Source organism: Candidatus Methylomirabilota bacterium (assembly GCA_003104975.1).
In the GTDB taxonomy this organism is placed as follows: Bacteria; Methylomirabilota; Methylomirabilia; order Methylomirabilales; family Methylomirabilaceae; genus Methylomirabilis.
Genome location: PQAM01000008.1, coordinates 488,813 through 513,263 on the forward strand (window position 1 = coordinate 488,813; position 24,451 = coordinate 513,263).

At 61.4% G+C, this 24,451-nt stretch carries 24 protein-coding genes and 2 pseudogenes; 24 read left to right on the plus strand and 2 right to left on the minus strand.

Going from position 1 to position 24,451, the window contains the following annotated elements; all coding sequences use genetic code 11:
• Positions 1-102 precede the first annotated feature (102 nt).
• On the plus strand, positions 103-1,068 hold the full coding sequence (locus C3F12_05955) for a CPBP family intramembrane metalloprotease domain-containing protein (GenBank protein PWB47508.1): 966 nt from the start codon (positions 103-105) through the stop codon (positions 1,066-1,068).
• Between the two features lie 142 nt (positions 1,069-1,210).
• Positions 1,211-3,634, plus strand: coding sequence for a DNA internalization-related competence protein ComEC/Rec2 (locus tag C3F12_05960; protein PWB47509.1), 2,424 nt, complete (start codon positions 1,211-1,213; stop codon positions 3,632-3,634).
• On the opposite strand, the gene C3F12_05965 is transcribed toward C3F12_05960, so the two are convergent.
• Positions 3,615-3,962, minus strand: a complete 348-nt coding sequence (locus C3F12_05965) for a PemK family transcriptional regulator (GenBank protein ID PWB47510.1) — start codon at positions 3,960-3,962, stop codon at positions 3,615-3,617. The genes C3F12_05960 and C3F12_05965 overlap by 20 nt on opposite strands.
• On the minus strand, positions 3,959-4,192 hold the full coding sequence (locus tag C3F12_05970; GenBank protein PWB47511.1) for a hypothetical protein: 234 nt from the start codon (positions 4,190-4,192) through the stop codon (positions 3,959-3,961). Before C3F12_05970 ends, C3F12_05965 begins: the two co-directional genes overlap by 4 nt.
• Before the next feature lie 296 nt (positions 4,193-4,488).
• Here C3F12_05970 and xseA point away from each other — a divergent pair, with 296 nt between their 5' ends.
• The 22 genes and pseudogenes from xseA to C3F12_06080 all read left to right on the plus strand — a co-directional run bounded on the left by xseA (position 4,489) and on the right by C3F12_06080 (position 24,422).
• Positions 4,489-5,724: an exodeoxyribonuclease VII large subunit gene (gene xseA, locus C3F12_05975; protein ID PWB47512.1), complete on the plus strand. Its 1,236-nt coding sequence runs from the start codon at positions 4,489-4,491 to the stop codon at positions 5,722-5,724.
• 18 nt (positions 5,725-5,742) lie between these two features.
• Entirely contained in the window at positions 5,743-6,018 is a 276-nt protein-coding gene (locus tag C3F12_05980) for an exodeoxyribonuclease VII small subunit (protein ID PWB47513.1), read from the plus strand.
• 10 nt (positions 6,019-6,028) lie between these two features.
• Positions 6,029-7,042: a polyprenyl synthetase gene (locus C3F12_05985; GenBank protein ID PWB47514.1), complete on the plus strand. Its 1,014-nt coding sequence runs from the start codon at positions 6,029-6,031 to the stop codon at positions 7,040-7,042.
• A 6-nt stretch (positions 7,043-7,048) separates the two neighbouring features.
• A pseudogene (locus C3F12_05990) lies at positions 7,049-7,828 on the plus strand (TlyA family rRNA (cytidine-2'-O)-methyltransferase).
• 272 nt (positions 7,829-8,100) lie between these two features.
• Positions 8,101-8,955 (plus strand): NAD(+) kinase, encoded by an 855-nt coding sequence (locus C3F12_05995; protein PWB47515.1) that lies wholly within the window; start codon positions 8,101-8,103, stop codon positions 8,953-8,955.
• 3 nt (positions 8,956-8,958) lie between these two features.
• Positions 8,959-10,674 (plus strand): DNA repair protein RecN, encoded by a 1,716-nt coding sequence (gene recN / locus C3F12_06000; protein PWB47516.1) that lies wholly within the window; start codon positions 8,959-8,961, stop codon positions 10,672-10,674.
• Positions 10,675-10,788: 114 nt separating this feature from the next.
• On the plus strand, positions 10,789-11,100 hold the full coding sequence (gene rplU / locus C3F12_06005; protein PWB47517.1) for a 50S ribosomal protein L21: 312 nt from the start codon (positions 10,789-10,791) through the stop codon (positions 11,098-11,100).
• A gap of 80 nt (positions 11,101-11,180) precedes the next feature.
• Positions 11,181-11,435, plus strand: a complete 255-nt coding sequence (locus C3F12_06010) for a 50S ribosomal protein L27 (GenBank protein ID PWB47518.1) — start codon at positions 11,181-11,183, stop codon at positions 11,433-11,435.
• Between the two features lie 89 nt (positions 11,436-11,524).
• A complete protein-coding gene (locus C3F12_06015; protein PWB47519.1) occupies positions 11,525-12,616 on the plus strand; it encodes a GTPase ObgE in 1,092 nt (363 codons plus the stop codon).
• Positions 12,613-13,764, plus strand: a complete 1,152-nt coding sequence (gene proB, locus C3F12_06020; GenBank protein PWB47520.1) for a glutamate 5-kinase — start codon at positions 12,613-12,615, stop codon at positions 13,762-13,764. The genes C3F12_06015 and proB overlap by 4 nt, the downstream gene beginning before the upstream one ends.
• 143 nt (positions 13,765-13,907) lie before the next feature.
• Positions 13,908-15,158 carry a glutamate-5-semialdehyde dehydrogenase gene (locus C3F12_06025; protein ID PWB47521.1) on the plus strand — a complete coding sequence of 417 codons (1,251 nt, stop codon included), beginning with the start codon at positions 13,908-13,910 and terminating at the stop codon, positions 15,156-15,158.
• Positions 15,159-15,207: 49 nt separating this feature from the next.
• Entirely contained in the window at positions 15,208-15,912 is a 705-nt protein-coding gene (locus C3F12_06030; GenBank protein ID PWB47522.1) for a nicotinic acid mononucleotide adenylyltransferase, read from the plus strand.
• Between the two features lie 19 nt (positions 15,913-15,931).
• Positions 15,932-16,321, plus strand: a complete 390-nt coding sequence (gene rsfS, locus C3F12_06035) for a ribosome silencing factor (protein ID PWB47523.1) — start codon at positions 15,932-15,934, stop codon at positions 16,319-16,321.
• Positions 16,322-16,388: 67 nt separating this feature from the next.
• A complete protein-coding gene (locus tag C3F12_06040) occupies positions 16,389-16,910 on the plus strand; it encodes a hypothetical protein (GenBank protein ID PWB47524.1) in 522 nt (173 codons plus the stop codon).
• 236 nt (positions 16,911-17,146) lie between these two features.
• Positions 17,147-17,644, plus strand: a complete 498-nt coding sequence (locus tag C3F12_06045) for a hypothetical protein (protein ID PWB47525.1) — start codon at positions 17,147-17,149, stop codon at positions 17,642-17,644.
• A 238-nt stretch (positions 17,645-17,882) separates the two neighbouring features.
• Positions 17,883-18,164, plus strand: coding sequence for a hypothetical protein (locus C3F12_06050; protein ID PWB47526.1), 282 nt, complete (start codon positions 17,883-17,885; stop codon positions 18,162-18,164).
• Positions 18,165-18,409: 245 nt separating this feature from the next.
• Entirely contained in the window at positions 18,410-19,411 is a 1,002-nt protein-coding gene (gap, locus tag C3F12_06055) for a type I glyceraldehyde-3-phosphate dehydrogenase (protein PWB47527.1), read from the plus strand.
• A gap of 343 nt (positions 19,412-19,754) precedes the next feature.
• A complete protein-coding gene (pgk, locus tag C3F12_06060; GenBank protein PWB47615.1) occupies positions 19,755-20,972 on the plus strand; it encodes a phosphoglycerate kinase in 1,218 nt (405 codons plus the stop codon).
• A gap of 67 nt (positions 20,973-21,039) precedes the next feature.
• Entirely contained in the window at positions 21,040-21,798 is a 759-nt protein-coding gene (locus C3F12_06065) for a triose-phosphate isomerase (protein ID PWB47528.1), read from the plus strand.
• Between the two features lie 91 nt (positions 21,799-21,889).
• Positions 21,890-22,216, plus strand: a pseudogene (locus C3F12_06070) (preprotein translocase subunit SecG).
• A 90-nt stretch (positions 22,217-22,306) separates the two neighbouring features.
• The gene (locus C3F12_06075; protein PWB47529.1) at positions 22,307-22,639 is read left to right on the plus strand and encodes a hypothetical protein; all 333 of its coding nucleotides are present in this window, start codon (positions 22,307-22,309) and stop codon (positions 22,637-22,639) included.
• Positions 22,629-24,422, plus strand: a complete 1,794-nt coding sequence (locus C3F12_06080; protein PWB47530.1) for a methylaspartate mutase — start codon at positions 22,629-22,631, stop codon at positions 24,420-24,422. Before C3F12_06075 ends, C3F12_06080 begins: the two co-directional genes overlap by 11 nt.
• Positions 24,423-24,451 lie beyond the last annotated feature (29 nt).

Here is a 24,451-nt window from a genome sequence, read left to right on the forward strand (position 1 = left end):
TGAAGAGAGCCGGCCAAGTAAATATAATTCGCGTGATGCGGCCTGACCGGGGTTATTATAACTGCACGTACAAGACATCACTGTGATATTGGAGGGTAGCGAATGGGGATCGCGGTAATCATCATCGGCATTGTCTTGCTGGCGGTAACATTTGTCGCGATGATGAAAAAATCGATTCGAATACGCGTCGGCGCGTGGCTTACGGACAGGCCGCTCCGCATCTGGTGCCTCCCATCTCTGCTGCTCGCGTATTACAGCATCATGGCTGTCGCGGTCGATCAGTGGGGCCTCGATCCCTTCGTGCGCCTGGCGGTCTATTTCGGTATGCCGACGTTGCTGCTTGCCCTGACCGGACCCAAATCGGATGAAGGGTGCACCGGTACGGATCTGATCATCAATTTTGCCGTTGTGTTGTGGATCTGGTTGCTGATTGAGTTGAAGATCGTCAATATCAACTGGCTTCGCGTCCAGTTCGGTAGTGCCCGGCCCTCCGCGCTGCCGTTGGGCGTGTACGCCGGCATCATTTATGCGTTGATTGTCCTTTCAGGGTGGAGACGATTCGATCTGAAGTGCGACCTTTCGCTGAAGAAGGCCGACCTGTATCCGACGGCGGCCACCTTCGGAGCCTTGGGGGTCACACTGTTAACGCTGACGCTTGCTACCGGGCTCACCACCGTGGGGATCGCCAAGATAGTGAGGGCGAATCCGCTCGGCGCGCCTCTGACGGTCGCGATACCGGTGGCGGTCATCGTCGCGGTTCCAATGATCTTTTTCAGCATCGGGGTCATCGAAGAGATCCTGTTTCGTGATGCGATTCAAAATCTGCTTCGGCAGCGTCTGCAACCGGTCGGTGCGCTCATTGTGGCGTCGGTCATCTTCGGGCTCGCGCACGTGAACAAACGGGCATTGGGGATGGACGTTCCGAACTGGCCGTACGCCGGGGTTGCGACGATTGCCGGTCTGGGCTATGGGTTTGTGTTCTTGAAGACCAATTCCGTAATGGCATCGGCCACGGTCCATGCCATGGTTGATGTGATGTGGGTCCTCTTTCTGAGGGGCGGCAAATAAATCCACCGGCTCTCCCGCAATAGTCAGGTGGATAGACCGAAGGCTGAAGATTTGTAGGGACAAATACTGCGTGATGATTGACAGCCTTCAGGCTTCAGCCTTCAGGCTCAATACCTGGGTCGTTACGGCTCCCCGGTAGGCCATGCGTCGCCCGCTTGTGCCGCCGGCCGTCGCGTTTCTCCTGGGTATCGTGGCTGCGCGCCTCGTGCAGCTTCCGGTGATCGTCTGGTTTCTCGCCGGCCTGGCTGCGGCAGGTGTTACCCTGCTGGGCGCCGTCTCTCAGCGACGTTATACGGCCGTCGCATCGCTTGTGCTCCTGTTCTTGTCCCTCGGCGCCGGCCGCCTCGGAGTCGAGCCCTACCTCCTTCCCCCGCATCATATTGATCGTTTGCCTGAAGAGGTTCTGGAACGGCCGCTGCTGATCGAAGGGGTGGTGGCCTCGTCAAACGATGCGGCGGCCGTCGCAACCGGAGGCCTCGAGGACGAAGGCAGGCGGACTCGGTTTCTGCTCGACCTGCGAACCGTATGGCTGGAGGGGCGACCGATTGAGGTTGTGGGGCGGGCGCGTGTCACCCTTCTTGGCGCCGAGGTCGAGTCTGCCTATGGTGAACGGATTCGCGGGCCGTTCAAGCTTCGCCGCCCGCGCGGCTACCTCAATCCGGGCGGGTTCGACCATCCGCTCTACCTGACAAGCCGGGGCGTAACCCTTGAAGGGTGGGCGGGCGATGCCGCACCCATCGAACGCCGCGGAACAGACGAGGGGAGCGGGCCGCTGACCCTCGCCTATGCGCTCCGCACCCGGCTGATTGATGCGGTGAAGGGGCTGTTGCCACCCGAGCAGGCATCCTTACTGATCGCCATGACACTCGGCGAACGATCCGGCATTCCGAAACAGATCCACGAGGCGTTTGTAGGGTCCGGCACGTATCATATCCTGGCCATTTCCGGCCTGAATGTCAGCCTGCTCGCCGCCGTGCTGTTTGTGCTGTTGAAGGCTGTCCGTATTCCGCTGCGCCTGAGTGCGTTGCTGTCGATGGGGCTCATCACCTTTTATGCGGTCCTCGCCGGCGGGAGCGCGTCGGTAGTCAGGGCGGCGGTTATGGCCGATGTGTACCTCCTGGCACTGGTCCTTGATCGTGAGGCCGATTCGCTCAATACCCTCGCACTCTCAGCCCTCGGACTCCTGCTCTGGCAGCCGCTGTATCTGTTCGACGTCGGATTTCAACTGACCTTCGTTGCCACCGGGGCAATCCTGGTGGCGGTCGACCGGCTACCGTCGGCTTCGCTGCCGGTACCGTCGCGATGGATTGCGACATCCGTATGGCTGTCCATTGCCGCGTTCCTCGGAACCGCCCCGATCCTCGCCTCGACCTTCCATCGACTCTCACCGATCGGGATCGTGGCGAATCTCCCGATTGTGCCCTTGAGCGGCCTGTTGACGGGGGTCGGGATGCTGTTTGCCGTCTCGGCTACCGTCATTCCCCATGCTCTCGGATGGTTTGCGGCACTCACGGGATGGCTGATTGATCTGCTGGTGTACCTTGCCCAATGGTTCGCTCGACTGCCGTTTGCGTCGGTTCAGGTGTTTCCTCCATCTATCCCAATGACCATCTGTTACTACGTGACCTTGGGAGCGCTCATCGCGGCGGAGGAACGCCGTTGGCTTCGATGGACCGCGTGCGCGGCCGCCCTGGCCTGTGTCATCCTGGTTGCTGTTCGCCTGCTGCCTATCTTTCAGAGCGGCCAATTGCGGATGACTGTGCTCGACGTCGGACAAGGTGACGGCATTGTTCTGGAGCTCCCCGGACGGCGAACCATCCTGATCGACGGTGGCGGTCTGTTCGATGATCGGTTTGATATCGGGGAGCAGGTGGTCGTGCCGTTCCTGCGTTCACGCTGGATCGGCCACCTGGATGTCGTGGTGCTGTCGCATCCGCATCCGGATCACCTGAACGGCCTGCAGGGTGTCCTCCGTCGGTTCACGGTCGGCCAGGTCTGGGACAGCGGCCAGCGGACTGCCATACCGACCTATCTGTGGTTCGAAGAGGTGCTGCGCGATAAGCGGATTCCCCACAAGATCCTGCACGATGGGTATCGGACCTCCGAGTTTGCGCCGGTGCAGATCGCGGTCCTGCACCCGCCGTATCCGATGGTCGACGGTTCTCCCCGCGGCCGTTTCTCCGATGTCAACAGCAACTCGCTGGTCCTGGCGGTGAAATACGGTACCGTGACGTTCTTATTGCCCGGTGACATCGAACAGGAGGCGGAACGGCTGCTGGTTCAACGGGAAGCGGATCTGGAGGCGCAGGTGCTGAAGGTGCCGCACCATGGCGGCAGAACCAGCAGTAGCGAGCCGTTTCTCGCCCGGGTCCATCCGAAGGTTGCAGTCGTCTCCGCCGGCTACCGGAACCGCTTCCGGCATCCGCATCAAGAGACGTTAGACCGGTACCGTACGAGCGGCACTCGTCTGTACAGGACCGATCTCGACGGTGCCATCACCGTGACCACTGACGGAAACACGATCGATGTAACGACCTTTCGACAGGCTACGGTACGTCAAGACTGATCCGGACGGCGGCGTTGACCCGCGTTACCGTCTCCGGCCGGAGAGCGCCAAGCCGTCGTTGAAGGCGGGATTTGTCGATGGTGAGGATCTGCGCCAGATTGATCATCGACGCTTGCTTCAGCCCAGCCTCCCCCTTTTTCAAGAGAACGGTAACGGGGTAGATCTTGATACTTGACGTTATTGCCGCCACGATCGTTGTGGAGGCATATTGATTCCCCACATCATTCTGGATGATGAGAGCGGGGCGTATTCCGAGCTGTTCGCTTCCGCGTCCGGGGTTGAAGTTTACCATCCACACTTCTCCGCGTCGAGGAGATGGCAGGGTCATTGCATAGTCTCCCGGCCGGCCGTGAGATTCTGCTCAGCGGCGGCGCGATCTTCTGCTGCCATATGCTGGTAGCCTTCCTTAAGCTCTTGTTCCAGGCGGCTGCGTTGCCAGAACCGAAGTGCTTCCTCAATGAGTCGACTTCGGGGCGTTCGACTCTGCCGGCTGATCCCCTCCAGTTCCTTGAGTAAACCTTCATCGAGACTCACGGTGATCTTTGTCTTGGATGCCATTGTGAACCTCCATTAATTCCTACCGATTAGCCATCCAACACATACTGCTTCATGAGGCTTCTGTCAATCCCGAATCGACGATTTCCCAACGATACCCCATGCACGGCTGGCGCGCCCAATGTAGGGGCGTGATTCATCACGCCCTATGGATGGGGCGGATTGCTGGACGTATGCGATCGCGCCCGCGCCGGGTGGTGGGCGCAATAAATTGCGCCCCTACGGAATTGTCGGGGTGTGGGCTATTTGCTGCGGGGAAAGCGTTTGACAACCGGATGGGCGTATGTTAAGAGAGCCGCATGGCCGTCCTGCAGCCGCCAAGAATCTACACCGTCAGCGATCTGACCGCCGAGATTCGCGCCATCCTTGAGGACTCGTTCTCCGGGATCTGGGTCGAGGGGGAGCTATCCAATTTTCACCAGCACTCGTCCGGACACATGTACTTCAGCCTGAAGGATGAGCGAGGCCAGATCCGGGGAGTGATGTTCCGGATGCAGAATCGGCAACTCAAGTTTCAGCCGAAGGATGGGCTGTCGGTTCTGGTGTACGGCGCAATCGGTGTCTATGAGCGTCGCGGTGACTATCAGATTGTCGCGGAGTATATGGAGCCGAAGGGCCTGGGGGCGCTGCAACTGGCCTTTGAACAGCTCAAGGAGAGGCTGCGGGTTGAGGGGCTGTTTGACGACGCGCGGAAACGGCCGATTCCCATGTTGCCCGGACGGATCGGGGTCGTCACCTCGCCGACCGGGGCCGCCATTCGCGATATCCTCCATGTGTTGCAGCGGAGGTTCGCCGGCGTCGACGTCCTGATCTATCCGGTGGCGGTCCAGGGCGATCAGGCAGCGCTTCAGATTGTCGAGGCGCTTGACGAGTTGAATCGACGCGGCGGACTGGACGTCCTGATCCTCGCCAGAGGGGGCGGCTCCATCGAGGATCTGCAGGCCTTCAATGAGGAGGCGGTGGCGAGGGCGATCGCGGCCTCCACGGTTCCGGTTATCTCAGCCGTCGGCCATGAGGTCGATTATACCATCGCCGATTTCGTGGCCGACCTCCGGGCGCCTACGCCGTCGGCCGCCGCCGAGTTGGTCATTGCCAAGCGGGACGAGCTCGCGCAGCGGCTTGACGATCTGCACGCACGGATGACCGGCGTCATCCGGTCGAGGCTGCACGGGCTGAGGGTACGGATGAACGGGCTGGACCGGCATCTCCGGCTGCTCAATCCGGTTGAGCGGGTCCGGATGCAGCGACGCCGCCTGACGGAGCTGATGAAGGGTCTTATCGGCTGGACCGATCGGCGGTTGACGATGCGTCAGGGTGAACTGAAGGCTGCTGCCGGCAAGCTCGACTCGCTGAGCCCGTTGGCCATCCTGAGTCGAGGCTACAGTATCTGTCTTCGTCTGCCCGACCGGGCGATTGTGAAGGATAGTTCGGCGGTCGGTGCGGGCGACCTTGTTGAGGTACGTCTGCACCATGGTCGGTTACGGTGCAATGTCCGCGAGGTTCTGGCCCCCACACCCCACACCCCCACATCCTGACGTATTGGTGGAACGAATATGGTGGACGAGATTCCATTCGAAGAGGCGCTCAAGCAGCTCGAGGCGGTTGTCTCGCGCCTCGAACGCGGCGACCTGCCGCTTGAAGAGGCCCTCTCGGTGTTTGAGGAGGGGGTGCGGTTGACCAAGCTGTGCTCTGCGCGGTTAAGCGAGGCCGAACGGCGGGTTAATATCTTGACGCGCAGCGTCGAGTCGGCCTCCGGCGGACCGGAAGAGCGGCCGTTTCCAATACTGAGCCCCATCGAAGGGGAGGAAGAGGACGAGGAGGATCTGTGAGGAAGCGATTGTGACCCCGGATGAATTGGAACAGTATTTAGAGGCGCGACGACTCCTCGTCGACGAGGCGCTGGATCGGTATCTGCCGGGGGCGGGCGATCCTCCGAAGGAGATCCACGAAGCAGTCCGTTACAGCGTCTTTGCCGGGGGCAAACGGCTGCGACCGATCCTGATTCTGGCGGCAGCGGAAGCGGCGGGCGGACAGGGGGAACAGGCACTGGGCGCAGCGGCCGCCATCGAGATGATTCATACCTATTCCCTGATTCACGACGATCTGCCCGCCATGGACGATGACGATTTTCGCCGCGGGCGTCCGACCTGTCACAAGGTGTACGGCGAGGCGATGGCTATCCTGGCCGGGGATGCGCTGCTGACGCAGGCGTTCATTCTCTTGTCGACGGCACCGGCGTCGGTTCACGAGGATCCCAGCGTCCCCTCCACCCGCCCCCTCCCCCTCCGAGGGGGGAGGGTTAGGGAGGGGGTGCGAAGTGCGGACGCGCATGCGTATGGGTTCGCCGGTGGCGCATCGGGTGTTGATTCGGAGGCCTGCCTCAGGGTGATCCACGAGATTGCCCAGGCCGCCGGCACCAAGGGGATGGTCGGCGGTCAGGTTGTCGATATGCTGAATGAGGACCGGGAGGTCGATTTAGCGACGCTGCAGTATCTGCATACGCACAAGACCGGCGCCCTGATCCGCGGTTGCCTCCGGGTCGGCGGCATTCTCGGGTCAGCCGGGCCGGATCAACTGGACGCCCTGACCCGATACGGCGAGCGGATCGGACTGGCCTTTCAGATCGTAGACGACATCCTGGATCTGGAGGGAAGCCTGGAGGCCCTGGGGAAGCAGGCCGGAAGCGATCTCCGAAAGAACAAGGCCACCTTTCCGGCCCTGCTTGGGATCGAGGAGTCGCGGCGATGGGCCCATCGCCTGGTGTCGGAGGCGAAAGAGAGCCTTGCCCTCTTCGGCGACCGCGGGATGGTACTCGGCGCCATTGCCGATTTTGTCGTGATGCGGCAGAGGTGATGACGGATGGCCGCGTTAAGCCGGCGCCTGCCCTCGGATGCCGACGGCCCGATCGTAAAAAAGATCGGTCGGATTCGACTGGATCTCGCGATGCAGATGCAAGGACTGGTTGCGAGCCGCGAACGGGCCAAGGCGCTGATCCTGGCTGGGGTGGTCCTGGTGAACGGCCAACCGGCAGACAAGGCTGGGACGATGGTAGCCTCCGACGCGCAGATCGACCTGATGGTTCCGGAGCACCCCTATGTCGGACGCGGGGGTGTCAAGCTGCGCGGTGCGCTGGAGCGGTTCGCCGTACCCGTCACCGGGCGTGTCTGTCTTGATCTCGGCGCGTCAACCGGCGGGTTTACCGACTGTCTGCTTCAACATGGCGCGGCTCACGTCTACGCCGTTGATGTGGGGCGCGGGCAGCTCGATGTCAAACTCAGAGCCGATCCGCGAGTCACTGTCATGGAACGGACCCACGCCCTCACGCTGCTGCCGACCGATTTCCCGGATCGGCCGGACCTTGCCACCGTAGATCTGTCATTTATCTCTTTGACCTCAATCCTCCCGATTCTCCCATCGCTGCTAACCGATTCCGGTGACATCCTGGCGCTGATCAAACCGCAGTTCGAGGTCGGGAAGGGGCACGTCGGCAAAGGGGGCGTGGTTCGTGATCGGCAGGCACATCGGCTGGTGATCACGAAGGTCGGTCGGCGAGCCGTTGAATTGGGGTTGCGGATTTGTGGCGCCGCCCCCTCCTGTCTGCTGGGCCCTAAAGGCAACCGCGAGTTTTTCATTTATTTGCGCAAGACCTCATGCGCCAGTGGTGTACCCATGGAGATGCCAGTCCGAGCCCCCTCACCTCCATCTTCTCCGCACCCAGAGGGTACCCGGGGAGAGGAGTTCTTCATTATTAACCCCTCGCCCCCATTTGGGGGAGAGGGCAAGGGTGAGGGGGGCGCATCGAGCGGGCTCGGAGGAGGTCTGACGCCGGAAGAAGCCGCCGAACAGGCCCTTGGGTCAGATTCTTCACAGACCGTAGGGGCCTGTCCTGAGTTTAATCGAAGGGGAGACCGATGAAACGGATCGGCATCATCGCCAAGCTCCACAAGCCGGAGGCCAGGACCATTCTTCAGGAGTTGTTGCCGTGGCTAGCGGCCAGGGGTGTGGAGGCCGTTCCGGATGAAGAGACCGCGAAACTGGCCGGAATCGGCGGCGCTCAGCCGAAGCCTGATCTGCCCCGGCTGGTCGATCTCCTGCTGGTCCTGGGAGGCGATGGAACCTTTCTGTCGGTGGCGCGGCTGGTCGGGACGCGTGACGTGCCGATCCTGGGCGTCAACCTGGGCGGCCTTGGGTTCTTGACCGAGGTGACGCTGGAGGAGATCTACTCCACCCTGGAGGCCGTGTTACAGGGAACCTATGAGGTGACCCAGCGGATCCTGTTGACCGCAACAGTCTATCGGCAGGGGGAGCGGATCGCCGAGTATGTTGCGCTGAATGACGCCGTCATCAATAAGGGTGTGCTGGCCCGCATGATCGAATTGGAAACCTACATCGACGGACAATATGTCACCACCTTCCGCGCCGACGGCCTCATCCTCTCCACCCCGACCGGTTCGACCGCCTACTGTCTGGCGGCCGGCGGACCGATCGTCTACCCGACCCTTCGTGCGCTCGTCATGGCCCCCATCTGTCCTCATACCCTGACCCTCCGTCCCATCGTGATCCCGGATACCGCGAAGATCGAGATCGTCCAGAACTCGACGGACGAGAATACCTGTCTGACCATGGACGGTCAGGTCGGGTTTACCCTTCGCCATCGCGACGTGATCAAGGTTATGCGTTCGGATCACACCATCACGCTGCTCAAGGCGCCCGGAAAAGACTACTTTCAGATCCTTCGTGCCAAGCTGCATTGGGGCGAACGGTAGACCGTGCTTCGTGAGCTCCACATTACGAATTTCGCCCTGATCGACGACCTCCGGGTAGAGTTCGGCCCGGGCTTGAATGTCCTGACCGGCGAGACCGGCGCAGGAAAGTCGATTATCATTGACGCCTTGGGGCTGGCGCTGGGGATGAGGGGCGAGGCAGAGCAGATCCGCACAGGGGCCGACGGGACGATAGTAGAAGCCGCATTCGATGACTGCGACGAGGAGGCGTATGGACTGCTCGCCGACAGCGGCATCGAGCATTCGTCGGACGAGTGCCTGCTCATCCGACGCGTCCTGCTGCGGGGGGGGAAGAGCAAGGCCTACCTGAACGGCCGACTGTCGTCGTCGGCGTCGCTCCGAAATCTTGGCGAACTGCTGGTCGACGTCCATGGCCAGCATCAGGGGATCGCGCTGACCCAGCCTTCCCGCCAGCGGCTGCTCCTCGATGCCTATGCCGGTCTGACGGATGATGTGGCGGCCTTCCGTGAACTCTACGGCAGGCAGCAGACCATGAGGGTGGAGTTGGCGGCGCTGCGCGCGGGTGAGCGGGAGAAGGCGCAACGCCTTGATCAGCTCCAGTATCAGCAAACAGAGATCGCGGCCGCGCGACTTACCGAGGGGGAGGAAGAGGATCTGATCCAGGAGCGGACGATCCTCACGCACGCCGAACGGCTGCACGCGGCGGCGCATCTGGGATACGAGGGTCTGTATGGCGAGCAGGGATCGGTGGCGGGGCGCCTGGCCGCGGTTATTTCGAAATTGAAGGATGCGCAGCGCATCGATCCCAGGCTGCAAGGGGTGATCGATGCCTGTGAGGCCGCCATCGCATCGGTTGAGGATGCGGCGGCCCAGCTCAGAGACTATCGGGAGGGCGTCGCATTCGACCCGGAGCGTCTGGAACAGGTGGAGGGACGCCTGCACGAGATCGGTAAACTGAAGCGGAAATACGGCGGCTCGATCGCCGAGATCGTCGCATATGCGACCTCAGCCGAAGCGGAGTTGGAACGCCTGACGGGTTCAGAGGAGCGCAGCCGGCAGGTTGAGCAGGAACTGTCGGCACTGGAAGAGACGATCACGCAGCGGGCGGCTGACCTGACCACGCGCCGCAAGGCGGCGGCCGTGCGGCTGGCCGCAGCGATCCAGGAGGAGCTACAAGCTCTGAAGATGGAGAAGGCGGCATTTGCCGTTCGAGTCACATCCCATGGCGAGTCCGGAGATTCCGGTATGGAGGCCCATGGAGCTGACGACGTGGAATTCCTGATCGCCCCGAATCCGGGTGAAGAGCTGAAGCCGCTGGGCCGCATCGCCTCCGGCGGCGAGCTGTCTCGCGTGATGCTGGCTGTTAAAGCGATCCTTGCGGTGTCCGATCGAATTTCAACACTGGTCTTTGACGAGGTGGACGTGGGGATCGGCGGCAGTATGGCTGCGGTGGTAGGTCAGAAGCTTTGGGCGATTGCAAAAGAGCGGCAGGTCCTCTCAATCACGCATCTACCACAGATCGCAGCCTTGGCGGACCGTCATTTTGCTATTGTCAAGCGTGTCGGGGGCGCTCGGACCGATATCACCGTTCGGATGCTGAAGGGTGAAGACCGGATTCGCGAGATTGCCCGGATGCTCGGCGCCCAGGAGCGCTCGGATACCCCACTGAATCACGCCCGGGAAATCCTGGAGATTGCCCGACAGTGGAAGACCGCCCGGGCAACGGGCGCTTCTGCTTGACAGAAGGGGCGCAGGCCGTTTATAATAATTTACGGAAAAGTGTCCCCAGCTAAGCGAGGGAGGCCGGCGGCCTCCCGTCCCTGTTTAAGGGTGTCGAGTGAGGAGGAGTAGATCGTGTACGCAATTATCGAGTCTGGAGGCAAGCAGCGCCGTGTTAGTCCTGGCGCGCTGGTCACTCTCGAAAAGATTGAGGGTGAGGCCGGGACGCAGGTCGAGCTGCCGAACGTCCTGATGGTGGCCGATGGCGACCAGGTGAAGATCGGTACCCCTTACGTACAGGGCGCTGCGGTGGTGAGTGAGATCGTCCGGCAGGGACGTGGGCCCAAGGTGACGATCTTCAAGTTCAAACGGCGAAAGCGCTATCGACGGACGCAGGGCCACCGCCAGGCGCAGACGACGTTACGAGTCACAGAAATTAGGGGTTAGGGGTTGGGGGCTGGGGCAAAGAAGAAGCCTTTGCTAACCCCTAGCCCCCATCCCCTGTATCCTGTATTTGGAGGTGAAGAATGGCACATAAAAAAGGAATGGGAAGCTCCCGGAACGGCCGGGATAGCGCAGGCCAGCGGCTGGGCATGAAGGCTGCGGCGGGGCAGGTGGTTTCGGCGGGGAGTATCCTGATCCGCCAGCGTGGGACCCGCTTCAAGCCGGGCAAGAATGTCGGGATCGGCTCAGACGATACGCTGTTTGCCAAGGTGCCCGGTGTCGTCACGGTGGAGCACCGCGGGGGGCAAGGCCGTTTCCTCAGCGTCATCGGTGGTTAACGGAGAGGGTATAGGGGATAGGGTAGAGAGGGTGTGATGCCGCTTGCACCCTAAACCCTAGACCTTAAACCTTAAACCCTGATATCGTGATGTTCGTCGATGAGGCCCGTATACAGGTTGAGGCAGGCGACGGCGGCCGGGGTTGTGTCAGTTTCCGGCGCGAGGCGCATGTCCCTCGAGGCGGACCCGACGGCGGCGACGGCGGCGACGGCGGGAGCATCTACGTTGTCGCCAGCCGTTCATATCGGACTCTGAACGACCAGACGTATCACCGGCATTACCGGGCCCAGGGGGGCGTGCATGGACGCGGAAAGACTATGCATGGCCGACGGGGCGCAGACCTGATCATTGCGGTCCCGCTTGGCACGGTAGTCGTCGATGACGAGACCGGAGAGCTGCTGGGCGATTTGGTTGAAGACGAACAACGGGTGTTGGTTGCCGGAGGCGGAAAGGGCGGTCGCGGCAATGCCCGCTTTGCCACCTCGGTGCGGCAAGCCCCCCGGTACGCCCAGCCCGGACAACCCGGACAGCGACGGCGGCTCCATCTTACCTTAAAACTGCTGGCTGACGTCGGCCTGATCGGTCTCCCCAATGCCGGCAAATCGGCCCTGTTGTGCTGCATCTCGGCTGCCCATTCAAGGGTCGCCGACTACCCTTTCACGACACTGACCCCGCACCTTGGAACTGTCGAGATCGATCCCATTGGCGCCTTCGTGGTGGCCGATATCCCCGGTCTGATCGAAGGCGCGTCGTCCGGCGCGGGTCTCGGGATCCGGTTCCTGCGTCATATTGAACGTACCTGCGTCCTGGCGCATCTCATTGATGTTTCCGATGCGGCGGACGATCCTCGGCACGCGCTGGCCGTTGTTGAAGAAGAGATGCGCGCGTTCGATCCCGAACTACTGAAGCGCCCTCGTATCATTGCTGCCAACAAAATCGATCTTCCCCACAATCGCCACCTCGCTGTGCTGCATGCACTGTGCGCAGAGCGGGGTCTTCCGCTGTTTCCGCTTTCGGCCATGACGGGTGAGGGGGTACAACCATTTATTCAGTTCCTGGCGGATCAGCTCAAGGGCAGTGACAAGTGGCGAGTGGCAGGTGACCAGCGTGAAGCTGGACATCCAGAACTCGCAATTCGGCACTCGAAAGATGATACGACAAGGCCGTTGAACATCCTATGAGTCGAGGAACAGAATCATCAACTGACGCTCGACGCGTCATGCGAGAGGTCAAGCGGCTGGTGGTGAAGGTAGGCTCGGCCGTCCTCTCGAAGGGCGACATCGCCCTGCACCGGCCGACGCTGCAGCGGATCTGTCAGGAACTGGTCTGGCTCCAGAAAGGGGGACACCAGGTGGTCCTGGTCTCCTCCGGCGCCATACTGGCCGGGATGGATCGGCTTGGTCTGACCGAGCGGCCGGGGAGTATCCCGTTGAAACAGGCGGCTGCCGCAGTCGGTCAGAGCCTGCTGATGCGTTGTTATGAGGAGGCGTTTGCGCCGCATGGTCAGAAACTAGGGCAACTCCTTCTCACCCAGGATGATTTTCGGTCTCGGCACCGGTACCTCAATGCGCGCAATACACTGTTTACGCTGCTGCACCTGGGGGTCCTTCCGATCATCAACGAAAACGACACAGTGGCCGTAGAAGAGATCAAGTTCGGGGACAATGACCGGCTGTCGGCGTTGGTGGCGACGCTGCTTGGCGCGGACCTGTTGATCATTCTGACCGATCTGGACGGACTGTACACGGCCGATCCGAGGAAGGATCCTCACGCCCAACTCGTCCACGAGGTCCCTCGACGATCCACGGGGCTCCACTTCTGGGCCGACGAGTCGGGAACCGGGCTTGGTACGGGCGGGATGGCCGCCAAGGTGAAAGCGGCGCGCGCGGCCGCGGCTGTCGGCGTTCCCACCATTATTGCCAACGGTCTGGTGGAGGGAAACCTGGAACGGATCATCTGCGGCGAGGCGGTCGGCACCGTCTTTCATGCGTCTGCGTCCAGGATGCGGAGCCGAAAGCGCTGGCTTGCATTTGCGACAATACATCGCGGACGGATCACGGTGGATGCCGGGGCCAGGGAAGCGCTTATCCGTAACGGCAAAAGCCTGCTCCCCTCCGGAATCATCTCGGTCGACGGCGACTTCGAAGGGGGCGACGTGGTCAGTCTCTGCGATACCGACGGCGTGGAATTCGCGAGGGGCGTGACGAACTATGATGCCGAACAGGCGCGTCGAATCAAGGGCATCAGGAGCGACCGGATCGAGGACGCGCTTGGCGTGAAGCCGTTCGATGAAGTGGTACATCGGGACAACCTGGTGATACTCGAGTAAGAGCAGTGGCTAGTGGTAAGTGTTGAGTGAGTGGCCAGAGATCTAACGCTTAACACTTCACACTTATCACTGAACACTTAACACTTCGCACTTAACACTGAATACCGCAGGCTTCGACGGTGAGGGAAAACGTGACGGCACAGATGGTGCGGGGGCTTGCAGAGGCCGCCCGGCTTGCGGTTCGAGAGCTTGCCATGGCGGTGCCCGAAGTGAAGAATCGGGCGCTGGGGGCCATGGCCGATTCGTTGTGGGATGGTCGAGACACGATCCTCGCGGCAAACGCCATCGACCTGGCAGAGGCCCGGTCGGCTCGTCATCCGTCTGCGTTACTGGACCGGCTGGCGCTTGACGAAAGACGGATTGAGAAGATGGCGGCGGGCGTGCGACAGGTGGCGGCGCTTCCCGATCCTGTCGGAGAGATTACCGGGATGTGGCGTCGTCCCAACGGTCTGCTGGTAGGCCGGATGCGGGTACCGCTCGGCGTGATCGGCGTGATCTACGAGGCGAGGCCGGGGGTAACCGCCGATGCGGCGGCTCTTTGCCTGAAATCGGGCAATGCGGTCATGCTGAAGGGGGGTCGGGAGGCCATCCGCAGCAACCGGGTGATCAGCAATCTGCTGGCTGATGCCGCGGCGGCACACGGCCTTCCCAAGGGTTGTGTCGCGTTCATCGATTCGATTGATCGGGAGGCGGTCAGCCATCTGCTCCAACTCGCGGGACTTGTCGACCTGATTATTCCCCGAGGAGGCGAGGAGTTGATCCGGACGGTACAGCGGACCTCGGCGATTCCGATCCTGGCCCACGACAAAGGGCTCTGTCACACCTACATCGACGAGGGGGCCGATCTGGTGATGGCCGAGGCGATCGCCTTCAACGCCAAGGTCGAGCGACCGGGCGTCTGCAACGCGATGGAGAGCCTGCTGGTCCATGAGCGGGTAGCCGGCGCCTTCTTGCCGCGGATCATCGGGCGGCTGCAGGAGGTGGGGGTTGAGGTCCGGGGCTGCCCCCGAACACAGGCCTTCGTCCAGGGTATCGGGGCTGCTGTCGAGGCGGACTGGGATACCGAGTATCTTGACCTGATTCTGTCCGTCAAGGTCGTCGGTTCGTTCGAGGAGGCGGTCGCGCACATTGCTACGCACGGCTCCGGTCTGGCCGAGGCGATCGTGACCGCAGACCACGGCCGGGCCATGCGTTTCCTGCGCGAGGTGGATGCCGGGGCCGTATTCGTCAACGCCTCCACCCGCTTTACAGACGGCGGCGAATTCGGAATGGGAGCGGAGATGGGCATCAGTACCCAGAAACTCCACGCCCGTGGGCCGGTCGGCCTGACCGGATTGACCTGCGAGAAGTTTATTGTCTTCGGCGACGGCCAGGTGCGGGATTCAACCAAATGATGTACGCAGCGCAGACCCTCACGCCTCACGCCTCACGCCTCACGCCTGCATGGTATTGGTGATGCATATCGGTGTCATGGGGGGGACGTTCGATCCGATCCATCTCGGTCACCTGCGGGCCGCCGAGGAGATCTACTGGGCCTTCGAGCTGGACAAGATCATCTTTGTCCCGGCTGCCAGGCCTCCCCACAAGGAAGAGGAGTTCGAGGCCTCGGCCCTGCACCGATACGAGATGGTCTCGCTGGCCACCGTCTATACGCCCTACTTCAGCGTCTCGCCGATTGAGTTGAGCCGCCCCGGACGATCCTACTCGGTCGAGACGCTCCGGGAGTTCCGCAAGCTGTACGGCGATGAGACCGCGATCTACTTCATCATGGGGGTCGACGCGTTTCTCGATATCACCACATGGAAAGAGGCGCGGGAGCTGTTGTCGCTGGCGCAGGTCATCGTGACCGCTCGTCCAGGCTGGCGGCTGGACGAGGTCGAGCGCGCCATGACGCCCGGGCAGTGGCAACTGCTGGGTAACCCGCGATTCAAGTACATGAAGGTCTCCGAGATTACGCGAGAGACCGTCGCGGGACACGGTGAACCCCGTCTGGTCCTGTTGGTTGAGGTGGTGTCGTTGGATATCTCCTCCAGCGAGATCCGGCAGCTTGTGAAGGAGGGGAGGAGCATCCGACATCTGGTGCCCGACACGGTTGCTGCCTACATCGGAAAGAATCGTCTGTATCAACCCGGACGAAAAGGCGCATAGGCCGACGCGAGGTTTCGATATGAGTACACCCGAACAACCCGCCATGTTGACGGACACGCGCGGAATGATCGATGCCGACGCCCTGCTGCAGTTGGCCGTTACGGCGGCGTCCGACGTCAAACCGACCTCTCTGGTACACCTTGACCTTCGAGGTCTCTGTTCCTTTACCGACCATTTTCTCATCGTCGGCGTCCCCTCGGTCCGTCAGGTCCGGGCCGTTGCCGAACGGATCGAGGAGCGGCTTCGGGAAGCTCACGTTCGAATGTCCCATCGGGAGGGCGACCTGGAAGCCCGTTGGATTCTTCTTGACTACAGCGATGTAATCATCCATATTTTCGACGAAGAGATGCGGCTGTACTATGATCTCGAGGGGTTGTGGGCCGATGCGCCGAAGCGGGAGTTAGTGTAAGGCGTATGGTCGCTCCCGCGACGGTACACGATTCCAACGAGACGGAGACCTGTGAAGCGGAGGATGGGTGAGCCCCGCTTCTTTTTTATCAGCGTTCAGTCATCAGCAGTCAGCTCTCAGCTTTTGCATGAACGCTGCGATGGGTCGAAGACCTACAGCGCTGCATGAAGCCGATCTGAGATTGACGGCTGATAGTGTAGCGCCTTTCTTATCACTGGGGTGGGAGGTGATGGGGATGCCGTTGCGAGCAGCAGTTCTGGAACGGTTGAAGGAAAAGCTATTAGAGAAGCGACGGGCGTTGATTAATACCGTACGAGAGAAGCGCGCAAATAATCTCGAGGGCGGCAGTGATGGTACGCAGGATATCGCCGATCAAGCGACGACGGCCTATACCAAAGAGTTTCTGCTCTCCATCAGCGATACCGAGCGCCAACAGTTGAAGCAGGTGGACGCTGCCCTGGAGAAGATGCGGCAGAAGACATACGGCCAGTGTGAACGGTGTAGTGAGCCGATCAGTGAGAAGCGGCTCGAGGCACTGCCCTTTGCCCGCTTCTGCATTGCCTGCCAGGAGGAAGAAGAACGGAGCTGAAGGAGCTGCTGGCGGCCTTTCTTCATCTCGTCTTTCCCTCCCCCTGCCGAGTCTGTCACCAACCCCTGGATGCCGCCCGCAGATCCCTCATCTGCGGCGACTGCTGGTCAACCATTCAACCCGTAGCCGAACCGTTCTGCCCACGCTGCGGCAGGCCGTTTGCCTCTCCCAGGAGTCTCGAAGCCAGCCCTGACCATCTGTGCGGATCGTGCCGAGAACGGTTGCCGCCGTTCGCCATGGCGAGAGCCGCCGCGTTGTATCAGGCCGACGGAACGATGCGCGAGGCCATCCTTCTGCTCAAATACGGCGGTCGTCGTACGCTGGCCCGTCATCTGGGTCGTCTGATGGTCGAGGCGGCCGGACGCCTGTTCAATCCCCATGAGTTTGACCTGCTGATTCCGGTTCCGCTCCATCGCGGGCGGGAGCGCGCGCGGGGGTATAACCAGGCTGCCCTGTTGGCAGGGGAGGTTGGGCGCGGATTCGGCCTTCGCGTTGGTCGCCGGATACTGCGCCGGGTCCGAGCGACGGACACCCAAAACGGGGGTCGGCGCGAACGGGAGGATAACGTCAAGGGCGCGTTTACCGTCACGCGGCCGGAACGCGTCAAGGACAGAAGGCTCCTGCTGATTGACGATGTCCTGACGACAGGCGCCACCGCGGGCGAGTGCGCCAAAACCCTTCTTGTGGCCGGCGCCGCCAAGGTCGGGGTCTATACCCTTGCGCGGGTCGAATGATCGTATACGCGTTTACACCGGTTTTTATCTGCTTGTACGTACGATAGGACTTGCCAGAGGCCAAAAGTTGGAACTACAATAAATTGACCTCGTGAGTGGGGATAGACGTTGGCGCTCATCAGCGAGAGGGGAGGTGGTGTGGCCGTGAGGGTCCGGTAAGACACCATCCGCGCTTCAGCTTTTGAATCGAACACACGAACATTGCGGCGTATGCATGTTAGGAAGGAGGGTATGCCACATGAAACGACTGTTCAGTGCCGGCGTTCTGGTGAGTCTGCTTGTGATGGGGGCCTCGATCTTAGGGGCTGAGACGACTGTGAAGGGTTCGAAGAGCAACACGTCTGAGCGCGTTGCGGGTAGTGGGAAAAGTCAGGCGAAAGGGACGAAGTCGACTACCGCGCCTGCGTCACAGGATCCCTGTGAGAACGTCAAGAACGATCCGCAACAATACGCCAAGTGTCAAGATGCTACACATCCCATCGGCCTCAAGCAACCCACGCGTCGTGGTGGTGGCTATTGATTCAGGCGTGAGTCCGGCCGGATCGCTCATACGAATCGACCGATCACTCGATGGACTGAAGCAGCGGGAGAGAAGCCGGTAAAAAATTCCAAGAGGTGCCCGTAAGGGATTGACATTTAGGCGCAGGGGCGCTATAAAAAGGGGCTGATTTGCCTTGAAGGGGGAGTTTTGTGCGCTTTCATGGGTCCATCGGAATAACTATCGTCGTTGTAACACCTTAAGAAGGAGAGGAGGAGAGGAGAGGAATGGCGATTAAGGCTGCGATCAACGGATTCGGTCGCATCGGTCGAAACGCGTTTCGGGCGGCATTGGCAGATCCCGAGCTGGAGTTTGTAGCGGTCAACGACATCACGGATGCGAAGACCCTCGCACACCTGTTGAAGTACGATTCGGTCCATGGGGCGCTCGATGTGGAGGTTCAGGCGAAGGAGAGCGCGATCGTCGTCGACGGTCGTGAGATCAAGGTCTTTGCCCAGCGGGACCCCGCAGCGCTGCCCTGGAAAGATCTTGGCATACAGGTGGTCGTTGAGTCGACCGGACGCTTTACCGATAAGGCCGGTGCAAGCAAGCATCTGCAGGCCGGGGCGAAGAAGGTGATCATTTCGGCCCCCGCCAAGGACCCGGATATTACGATCGTGCTGGGTGTCAATGAGGCGATGTATGATCCGGCGAAGCACGCGGTCATCAGCAATGCGTCCTGCACCACCAACTGCCTTGCGCCGATCGCCAAGGTGGTGATGGAGCAGTTCGGAATCCGCCACAGCCTCGTCACCACCATCCATTCCTATACCAATGATCAGCAGATCCTTGATCTGCCGCATTCCGATCTCCGCCGAGCAAGGGCGGCAGCCCTCTCCCAGATCCCGACCAGCACCGGGGCGGCCAAGGCGGTGGGCCTGGTCCTCCCCGCGCTGCAGGGCAAGATGCACGGACTTGCTATCCGCGTCCCGACGCCGAACGTCTCGCTGGTCGATCTTGTGGCAGAGACGGAGCGGGTGGTGACCGTCGCAGAGGTGAATGCGGCCCTTCGGAAGGCCGCCGAAGGGGAGTTGAAGGGGATTCTCGGCTATTGTGAGGAGCCGCTGGTCTCGTCCGATTTCAACGGCAACCCGCTCTCGTCGATCGTCGACAGCCTGTCGACGTCGGTTGTCGACGGCACCCTCGTCAAGGTCCTGTCCTGGTACGACAACGAGTGGGGCTATTCCTGTCGGGTTCGCGACCTGATCAAGTTTATCGCTAGTCGGTGACAGCTCCCGTACGACTGCGTCATTTGGTAAAGCGTCATCGTTCCGGAAGTCTCCCGTGTTGGTCATTGCGAGGGAGCGTAGCGACCGAAGCAATCTCACCGTTCTTCGTATCTTGAAAAACGATGAGATTGCCGCGCTCCCTCCGGTCGCTCGCAATGACGTGTAGCTAGTACTTGATTGGATTAATACTCGGACGTCATTCCCGCAGTCTTTAAGCGGGAATCCATTGCTTTTACTGGATACCTGCTTTCGCGGGTATGACGGCGTATGTGCGCTAACTTTCGCAATGAAGCACTAGACCGATGCGTGTTGCGACAGTAAATTGCGGTTCTCCTCTCGCACCGTGAGTGATATGGCTAAATTATGCATCGATGATCTTCAATTACAAGGCAAACGGCTCCTGATTCGTGTCGATTTCAACGTCCCGATTGACGAACACGGGACGATCACCGACGACACGCGGATCCGCGCGGCCCTTCCGACGATCAACTACGCAATCCAGCACGGTGCAAAGCTCTTGCTCATCTCCCACCTTGGCCGGCCGAAGGGCGGACCGAACCCGAAGTATAGCCTCGGGCCGGTAGTGGGACGATTGGCGGCACTGCTGGGGAGGCCGGTCGAAATGGCCGAGGACTGCGTGGGATCGCAGGTGAAGACAAGGACCGACCGGATGGAGCCCGGAGACGTCTTGATGCTGGAGAACTGCCGCTTTCATCCGGAGGAGGAAAAGAACGACGAAGCGTTCTCCAGGGCATTGGCGGAGTTGTGTGATCTGTACGTCAACGACGCCTTTGGTACGGCCCATCGCGCCCACGCCTCCACCGCCGGCGTGACGCGATTCGTCAAGCAGTCGGCGTGCGGGTTTCTGATGCAGACAGAGCTCAAACAGCTCGGTGCGCTGCTGGACCACCCTCAACGCCCCTTCATCGCCATCCTTGGTGGCGCGAAGGTCTCGGACAAGATCGGCGTCCTAGCCAATCTGCTGCCGAAGGTGGATGGGTTCCTGATCGGCGGCGGCATGGCCTACACCTTTCTGAAGGCGCAAGGGCACGAGGTGGGCAGTTCTCGGGTGGAGGACGCCGGACTGAAGGTCGCGCAGGAGACGATGGTGCAGGCCGGCCGCGCGAATGTGGCCATCCATCTGCCAAGCGACCACGTCATTGCTGAGCGAATCGACGCCAACGCATCGACCAGGAACGTCGATGGGGCGATCCCGACCGGGTTTATGGGGCTCGATATCGGTCCCGCGACAGTCGGACGTTTTGTGCGAGAGATCGAACGGGCCAAGACGATCCTGTGGAATGGGCCGATGGGCGTCTTCGAGATGGCGCCGTTTCAGGCAGGGACCTTCGCCCTGGCCAAGGCGGTGGCGACCTCCGGCGCGCATTCGGTGATCGGGGGCGGCGATACCGCCGCCGCCGTCGTCCAGGCCGGAGTCGCCGAGCAGATGACCCACATCTCAACGGGTGGGGGCGCATCCCTGGAGTTCTTGGAAGGCAAAGAGCTGCCGGGTATCGCCGTGCTCACGGACAAAGGACAGGGAATGGGGGATAGGGGTTAGGGGTCAGCGACATGATAGGGACGTGTGTTTTTTCCAACCCCCAACCCCCAACCCCTGGGTTCTGACCATGCGAATCCCAGTCATTGCCGGTAACTGGAAGATGTATAAGACGCCGTCCGAGGCCGTCGGTTTGGCGGAGGGTATCGTGAAGGCCCTGTCATCACTCGATGGGCCTGAACTCGTTGTGTGCCCCCCATTTACGGCGCTGACCGCCGTCGGTCCGGTGATTGCCGGCACGAGGATCGGTCTTGGTGCGCAGGACCTGCATTGGGCCAAAGAGGGGGCCTATACCGGCGAGGTGTCGGCCGACATGCTCCTCGATATCGGGTGCCGCTATGTGATCATCGGCCACTCCGAACGGCGACAGTATTTCGGAGAGACCGATGAGCGTGTCAATAAGAAGGGCCGCGCGGCACTGACGAGCGGTCTGACCCCGATTATCTGTATCGGGGAGACCCTTACTGAACGGGAGGCGGGACGCGCCGACGCCGTGGTGGAGATGCAACTCAAAGGGGCGCTGTCCGGTCTGTCACCGGAGCAGGTACAGGGGCTGATCCTTGCCTATGAGCCGGTCTGGGCCATCGGTACGGGCAAGACGGCCACCCCGGACCAGGCCGAGGAGATGCACGCGCATATACGGAAGACGATCGCCATGCTGGTTGACGCCGAGAGTGCGGGTGGTATCCGTATCCTGTACGGCGGGAGCGTCAAACCGGATAATGCCAAGGAGCTGTTGCAGCGATCTGAGATCGACGGCGCACTGATCGGCGGGGCCAGCCTGCAGGCGGATTCGTTTGCAGCGATCGCCAACGCCGCCGTAAGATAAAAGGGTATAGGGTGGGAAGGGTATAGGGTTCGGAAGGGACGCTTTGACCCTAACCCCTAGACCCTAAACCCTGTCTTTTAAGGAGGTTGTAATGGTTATCGCGCTTTCTGTCATACATCTGCTGATTGCAGTGGTCCTGATTGTGATTGTGCTCCTTCAGAGCGGCAAGGGCGCCGATATCGGCGCCGCCTTTGGTGGCGGCTCCAGCCAGACCCTTTTCGGCGGGCGCGGGGCTGCGACCTTTTTGAGTAAGCTGACGCTGGCAGCAGCGGTGTTGTTTATGGTCTCATCCCTTGTACTCACGATCATTGCCGAGCGCAGAGGGAGTTCCTCGGTTATCACGGAGGAGCGACTCAAGCAGACCGCTCCGGCCCCAGCGCCGGCTCCTGCATCTCCTCCGGCCGCTGCGCCGTCGCCGTCCCTGCCTGTTCAGGGCGGAACGCAGACCGGTCCGACTGCACAGACGCCGCCAGGACAAGTCCCGCCAGCCGCGAAGTAACACGCACTCATGTCCCGCTTGCGCAGCGCCCTCGCCCACGCGTTCGCACTGAGCGGGCAAGAGAGTCCGCTTGAAGCGGAAGATCTCGGACTGTTGGATCGTTTCGCCCGTCTGCTGGCCGATCGCGGTCTGACAACCCCTGCCATATTCCTCGTCGAGTCCCTTATTCCCCTCGGTTTCCTGGCCGGTCAACTGGTTCATGCCCTGACGCCGATCATGGGTGTAGTGGCCTCTCCCGATGATATCGAACGACTCGCGCGCCTGCTGGAGCGGCGCGAGACACCGGCGCTCTTTGTCGACAGACTTCGACTCATGGAGGAGGAGGCGCATCGTGGGTCGTGAGATGACGGCGATCCTGGCCACCGACTGCGGGAGCACCACCACTAAGGCGATCCTGATCGAACGGGTCGGGGAGGAGTACCGCCAGACCTTTCGCGGAGAGGCCCCGACCACCGTTGAGGCCCCGTTCGACGATGTCACCCGTGGGGTGCTGAACGCCATCCAGGAGGTGGAGGAGCTGTCCGGGCGGACGATTCTGGACGGCGAGACGATCCTGACGCCGGCCGAGAAGGGGCGGGGCGTCGATATCTATGTTTCCACCAGCAGCGCCGGCGGCGGCCTTCAGATGATGGTGGCGGGCGTGGTCATGGCCATGACCGCTGAGAGCGCGCAGCGGTGTGCCCTGGGCGCAGGCGCCATTGTGATGGACGTGCTGGCCAGTAACGACGGCCGGGCGGCGCACGAAAAAATTGAGCGAATCCGGGTCCTGCGGCCCGATATGATCTTACTGTCCGGGGGAACCGACGGCGGAACCGTTTCTCACGTCGTCGAACTGGCGGAGTACATCCGGGCGGCCGATCCCAGGCCGCGGCTCGGTGGGAGCTTCAAGCTGCCGGTCATCTTTGCCGGGAATAAGGATGCGCGGGGTCGGGTTCAGGAGATCTTGGGCGATCGAGCCGCCCTTGTTATGACCGACAACATTCGACCGATCCTTGAACGGGAGAATCTCGGGCCGGCCCGCCATACGATCCACGACCTGTTTCTTGAGCATGTCATGGCGCAGGCCCCGGGGTATGGCAAGCTCATGGGATGGACCGGCGCGCCGATCATGCCGACTCCGGCCGCCGTCGGCCTCATTATGGAACAGGCGGCAAAGGCGCAGGGGTTGAACCTGCTGGGCGTCGATATCGGCGGCGCGACGACCGATGTGTTCTCGGTGGTAGACGGACAATTCACCCGGACCGTCAGCGCCAATCTGGGGATGAGCTATAGCGTCAGCAACGTCCTGGCCGAGGCCGGTATCGAGAAGATCGAGCGCTGGCTGGTTGAACCGATTGCCGAGCAGGAGCTGCGGAATCGGATCAAGAACAAGATGATCCGTCCCACCACGATTCCTCAGACGCCGGCGGATCTGGCCCTCGAGCAGGCGATCGCGCGAGAGGCGCTCCGCCTGGCCTTCGACCAGCACAAGGCGCTGGCCGTCAGCCTGAAGGGTGTGCAGCAAGAGCGTACCATCGCCGATGCCTTCGAACAGGCGGAGGGCGGCAAAAGCCTCATCGACCTGTACAGGATCGACCTGATTATCGGAAGCGGCGGGATCCTCTCGCATGCGCCGCGCCGCGCCCAGGCGATGATGATGATGGTCGATGCTTACCAGCCGCTGGGACTGACGCAACTGGCGGTGGACAGCATCTTCATGATGCCGCACCTCGGCGTGCTGTCCCAGGTCAATGAGCGGGCTGCCACCGAGGTCTTCCTGAAAGACTGCCTGGTTCCGCTCGGAAGTTGCCTGGCGGCCGATGGAAAGGCGAAGCGCGGTGAGCCATGTTTCTCGTACACGGTACGGTCCGCAGACGGTCGGCAGGCAGAAGGGACACTACGCTTCGGGGAACTGCTTCGACTGGAGCTTCCGCCAGGAGTCGAGGCCGACCTCCAGGCGGAGCCGGCAAAGGGCGTTGATCTGGGTGCCGGCAAAGGGCGACCGGTGACCCTGCGGGCGAAGGGCGGCGTTGTCGGGTTGATTCTGGATGCGAGAGGACGACCGCTCTTTCTGGCCGATGAGGCGTCAGATCGGGCCGCCCAACTGCGCACCTGGGCCCAGGCCGTTAATCTCTATCCCGCATAGGAGAACGGGGTATGGGGTATTGGGTTTGG